This is a genomic window from Aneurinibacillus thermoaerophilus (assembly GCF_900099925.1).
Taxonomy (GTDB): Bacteria; Bacillota; Bacilli; order Aneurinibacillales; family Aneurinibacillaceae; genus Aneurinibacillus; species Aneurinibacillus thermoaerophilus.
The window spans coordinates 1-3,725 of record NZ_FNDE01000075.1; the positions used below are offsets into that span (position 1 = coordinate 1).

Sequence of the window (3,725 nt, forward strand, 5' to 3'; positions counted from 1 at the left end):
CATTCATGTGCCATTTCTTTATGTTGTTGTGCCGCCGCTTTTCCATATGGCAACTCTGAATTTTCATAGTCGTCTGCCATCCTCAAATGCCATTCTGCGCGTTCTTTGAGCCGTTTCATTTGTTCTTTCATCGTTCCCCTCGCCTCACTTCTTCTTCGTATTCTGCAAGCAACTCTTTGCGATCTAAGCCGTACACTTCTTCAATCACTCCGAGTTTGACCGCGCCTTTGTCCAGTACATCTTTCAACTCTTTCCAGAGCCGCTTTCCTTCCAGTTTTCGTTTTGGAGAATCTTTCTTTGACACAATTGTCGCCTCCAGTACTCGCTCCAAGTCGTGTAGTTCTTTGAGGACTACTTCTTTCATTGCTGCTGGATGAATGTCGATGTCCGGGTCTAAGTCCAGTAAATTTGAGATATATCCGCCAGACCGTTCCGCTGCGATAGCAACCGCGAACCTCCAATCTACAGCTGCTAGTGACGGGTCATTCTCTTCCTGCCATCTACGCTTACCATTTTTGATTTTGATTACTGTTGATTTCTCGTATCCAAGCTGCTCAGCAAGTACGCCAGCCGGAATGTTTTTTTCCTCCAAATACTGTCCGATTTTGTCCGCGATGGACATGTTCTCATCTCCTTTTTGTCCCTGTTTGGTTGCAACATTCATGCTATGCTTGTCCTATAGAGTGGTTACGATTCACCACCTTTCATCTGTTGAGCTTGTCCGAGCAATCGGTGGGCAGCTTCGACCAGTCGCGCCAGCTCCTGTTGCTTCTGTTCAGGCGTGCGCTGTGCAAAAGCTCGGTCGATGCCGCGCTTGATTTCTTCGCTCTCTTTGCGAAGATCTTCGGCCTGGTGGTTCATGAGACGCTGACCTCCTTTTGTTCAGCCAACCATCGCTCAAAATCTTTTGGATGAACTTTTTTACGAGTACCAATACGAACTAAAGGGAATGACTTTAGCTCCATCAATTCATAAGCACGACGTTTGGAGATGCCGAGAAATTCACTGATTTCTTCAGCACCGATAAGTTTTTCTTTTTCACGGGAAGTTCCGGCAAGCATTTCCTTGATTTCAGCGATTGCTTTCCCGACTTCTTCCCGAACGATTTCGCGGAACATTTCCTCGATAGGATTTGCCGCCATGGTATCACTCCTTCCAATTGAGGTTGGTTTTGGTAATCGAAGTGGGTAAAAATTTAGGCTGTTTGTTCTTCTTCGTCGAGTAGTTCGGCGACCGTTACGCCGAGGGCTTTGGCTAAACGTTGCACATATATAACTGAGATTCCTTGCTTTCGCTTGTTGTTTTCAATGTCGCTTATCACAGATTGAGCAACTTGTGCCAGTTTTGATAAATCGGCTTGGGTCAACTTCTTCTGCAAGCGCAAAGCCTTAATCTTGTTGCCCAGTTCCATTTTGTTTCACCTCGCTATCGTCTTTCTGATACCAATATATCGTATTTACGATAATTTGTAAATATATTTTATCGTATTTTTGATATTTTTATTTAAAACTTTTCAGTGTACACCTATGTGATACACTGAAAATATCTAAATCACGATATTATTTAGAGGTACGCCATGATTGATATTGGTAAAAAAATCAGAGAAAGAAGAAAAGTTTTGGGTATGACTGGTGTTGAAGTCGCTAAAGCTGTTGGAATTGGTCAATCAACACTTAGTCAAATTGAAAATGGCACATCCCCTACATTGGATACGCTTTTTAAAATTTGTAATGCCTTGTCTATAAAACCATCTGAACTTTTAGCTGATGAAAACGAACCTTCTCTACCCCCCGACCTCCTGCAACTCATCGAGACTGCCAAGAAGCTAACGCCGGAGGAACGGAAGAATCTGAATGTTTTCTTACAATCCACTTTAGAAAGGACTGGTAACAAATGAGTAATCAACTGCTGGAACAAATCCTCGATAAGCTCGATCAACTGAATCAGAGACTTGATCGAGTAGAAAACAACATGGCTACGAAAGAAGATGTAGCCGATCTCCCGCTCATCAAACGCGCTGTTCTTGATACATCCGACTCTGTTAAGCGTTTGGAGGAAATTCAGGATAATCAGCAACGTATTATCGAATTACTCTCTGCTCGTTCTATTCAGCAAGAAGCTGAACTCAAGCGCATCAAGTAGCCACCACCTATTTGGTGGCTCTCTCCCCTTCCAACTGAGGTCGGTTTTGGTAATCGAAGTGGGTAAAAAAATTGTGTTAGGCTGAGCGAGTATCAAAATTTGATGTTTGCTCAACTTTATTTTCAAAAAAAATTTCGTTAGTCAACTCATTTAAATCCATGTTGAACTTTTTGGCGATGACAGGAAGATGTTTTGCATCCAATTTGTTTTCACCTGTCTCAATACGTAGGTATCCACCTGCTGTTTTTAACCCAATTGCATCAGCCATTTCTTGCAAAGGTATTTTACGAGAGACTCTTAGCTCTCTCAGTTTGTCGTAGTTCATTTTTCTCACCACCTTATTTGATGTTTGCTCAACTTGTTGATTTAATATTATTTGATTTTTGCTCAAATGTCAATTATAAAGTTGCTAATTAATCAAATTTATTTTTGATATGCTCAAAAAATGGTATTATTTATTTGATGAAACAGCAAAGGAGTGGAAATGTTGACTCTCGGTCAAAGAATTAAACAAAGGCGAAAAGAACGTAAAATGACTCAAGCTCAAGTTGCAAAAGAACTAGGTATAGACAACACGACCGTATCCAAGTGGGAGTCTGACACTTACCAACCTGATGCTGAAAACCTTAAAAAGTTAGCTAATCTACTTTTAACAACTACGGACTACTTAACAGGCCGTACCAACGATCCATCACCAAAAGAATCCGATAAAAAAATGAACCTCTTCTTCTATGATGGACTGGAAGGATATGAAGACCTTTCGCCTGAAGAGCAGGAAGCCTTTCGTGAACATATGTATGAAGAAGCGAGACAAGCCATTGAACTTGTTAAGAAGCTAAAGAAAAAGAAATAAAAGGGGGTGAATCAAAATGTCTGACAAACTTGACTTGATTCTTCAAAAACTTACTCAGATGGATAGCTGCATTTCGGCGATTGAAACAGGACAAAGAGAGCTGCGCGAAATCATGCATAATATCCGTGATCGTCAGGACGAAACAGATGCCAAACTAGACGCTTTGACTTCCGAAATGCATGAACGCTTTGACAAAACTGATCGCACCCTCCGCTTTCTCGAATCTGACTTTGATGTGATGTACAAAAAGGTAAGTGCGCACGAAAGAGAGATCAGTCGCCTGAAACGCCTTGGACAATAAAATAAGGTGGTGGGTACAGTGGATGAAAAAAAGCTTGCTGAACTTATACGCTCAATTATCAAAGAAGAGATGCAAGAGATAAAGCAAGTGGTTTATGCATTACGTGACGGCCAGGAAGAACTAAAAGCACAAATGGAATCTTTATCACTAGACGTACACAAACTTCATGGTGAAGTAACAGCTATAAAAGAAGATGCTGAACGTATTCACAAGCGATTGGATTATCAGATTCTACGCATTGCCCGCACCGAAGAAGAATTACATCTATTGAAGCCTAACAAACAGTAACCCTGCCTGAACCTAATGGACAAGCAGGGAATTATTTTACGGTTTAGAGAAAATATTTCTATAAATGTAAAGGTATATGAAAGAGGGGAAACTATTATGAAAAAAGCTTTATTGTTTTCAAGTTTAGTTGCGCTCTCGCTT

The 3,725-nt window shown here is 41.0% G+C and carries 10 protein-coding genes; 5 read left to right on the plus strand and 5 right to left on the minus strand.

All coding sequences use genetic code 11. From position 1 onward, the window contains the following. Nucleotides 1-127: 127 nt before the first annotated feature. Genes BLR88_RS18480 through BLR88_RS18490 form a run of 4 tightly spaced genes read right to left on the minus strand, consistent with a single transcriptional unit; the run spans nucleotide 128 to nucleotide 1,411 of the window. Nucleotides 128-664: an XRE family transcriptional regulator gene (locus BLR88_RS18480; protein ID WP_139185038.1), complete on the minus strand. Its 537-nt coding sequence runs from the start codon at nucleotides 662-664 to the stop codon at nucleotides 128-130. Between the two features lie 23 nt (nucleotides 665-687). After that, nucleotides 688-861: a hypothetical protein gene (locus BLR88_RS19865; RefSeq protein WP_175493695.1), complete on the minus strand. Its 174-nt coding sequence runs from the start codon at nucleotides 859-861 to the stop codon at nucleotides 688-690. Then, a complete protein-coding gene (locus tag BLR88_RS18485; protein ID WP_254778371.1) occupies nucleotides 858-1,142 on the minus strand; it encodes a helix-turn-helix domain-containing protein in 285 nt (94 codons plus the stop codon). Before BLR88_RS18485 ends, BLR88_RS19865 begins: the two co-directional genes overlap by 4 nt. Before the next feature lie 53 nt (nucleotides 1,143-1,195). Then, nucleotides 1,196-1,411 carry a helix-turn-helix domain-containing protein gene (locus BLR88_RS18490; protein ID WP_091261562.1) on the minus strand — a complete coding sequence of 72 codons (216 nt, stop codon included), beginning with the start codon at nucleotides 1,409-1,411 and terminating at the stop codon, nucleotides 1,196-1,198. A gap of 165 nt (nucleotides 1,412-1,576) precedes the next feature. Here BLR88_RS18490 and BLR88_RS18495 point away from each other — a divergent pair, with 165 nt between their 5' ends. Both BLR88_RS18495 and BLR88_RS18500 read left to right on the plus strand, forming a co-directional pair. After that, nucleotides 1,577-1,897, plus strand: a complete 321-nt coding sequence (locus tag BLR88_RS18495; protein ID WP_091261564.1) for a helix-turn-helix domain-containing protein — start codon at nucleotides 1,577-1,579, stop codon at nucleotides 1,895-1,897. Continuing rightward, nucleotides 1,894-2,142, plus strand: a complete 249-nt coding sequence (locus BLR88_RS18500) for a hypothetical protein (protein ID WP_091261566.1) — start codon at nucleotides 1,894-1,896, stop codon at nucleotides 2,140-2,142. The genes BLR88_RS18495 and BLR88_RS18500 overlap by 4 nt, the downstream gene beginning before the upstream one ends. Before the next feature lie 76 nt (nucleotides 2,143-2,218). Here BLR88_RS18500 and BLR88_RS18505 read toward each other — a convergent pair whose 3' ends face one another. After that, a complete protein-coding gene (locus BLR88_RS18505; protein ID WP_254778372.1) occupies nucleotides 2,219-2,533 on the minus strand; it encodes a helix-turn-helix domain-containing protein in 315 nt (104 codons plus the stop codon). Between the two features lie 93 nt (nucleotides 2,534-2,626). Between BLR88_RS18505 and BLR88_RS18510 the strand changes: the two genes are divergently transcribed. The 3 genes from BLR88_RS18510 to BLR88_RS18520 are packed head-to-tail and all read left to right on the plus strand — an operon-like array spanning nucleotide 2,627 to nucleotide 3,584. Beyond that, nucleotides 2,627-2,995, plus strand: coding sequence for a helix-turn-helix domain-containing protein (locus BLR88_RS18510; RefSeq protein WP_091261569.1), 369 nt, complete (start codon nucleotides 2,627-2,629; stop codon nucleotides 2,993-2,995). Between the two features lie 16 nt (nucleotides 2,996-3,011). Further along, nucleotides 3,012-3,296 (plus strand): hypothetical protein, encoded by a 285-nt coding sequence (locus BLR88_RS18515; protein ID WP_091261571.1) that lies wholly within the window; start codon nucleotides 3,012-3,014, stop codon nucleotides 3,294-3,296. An 18-nt stretch (nucleotides 3,297-3,314) separates the two neighbouring features. After that, nucleotides 3,315-3,584, plus strand: a complete 270-nt coding sequence (locus BLR88_RS18520; RefSeq protein ID WP_091261573.1) for a hypothetical protein — start codon at nucleotides 3,315-3,317, stop codon at nucleotides 3,582-3,584. Nucleotides 3,585-3,725: the final 141 nt, after the last annotated feature.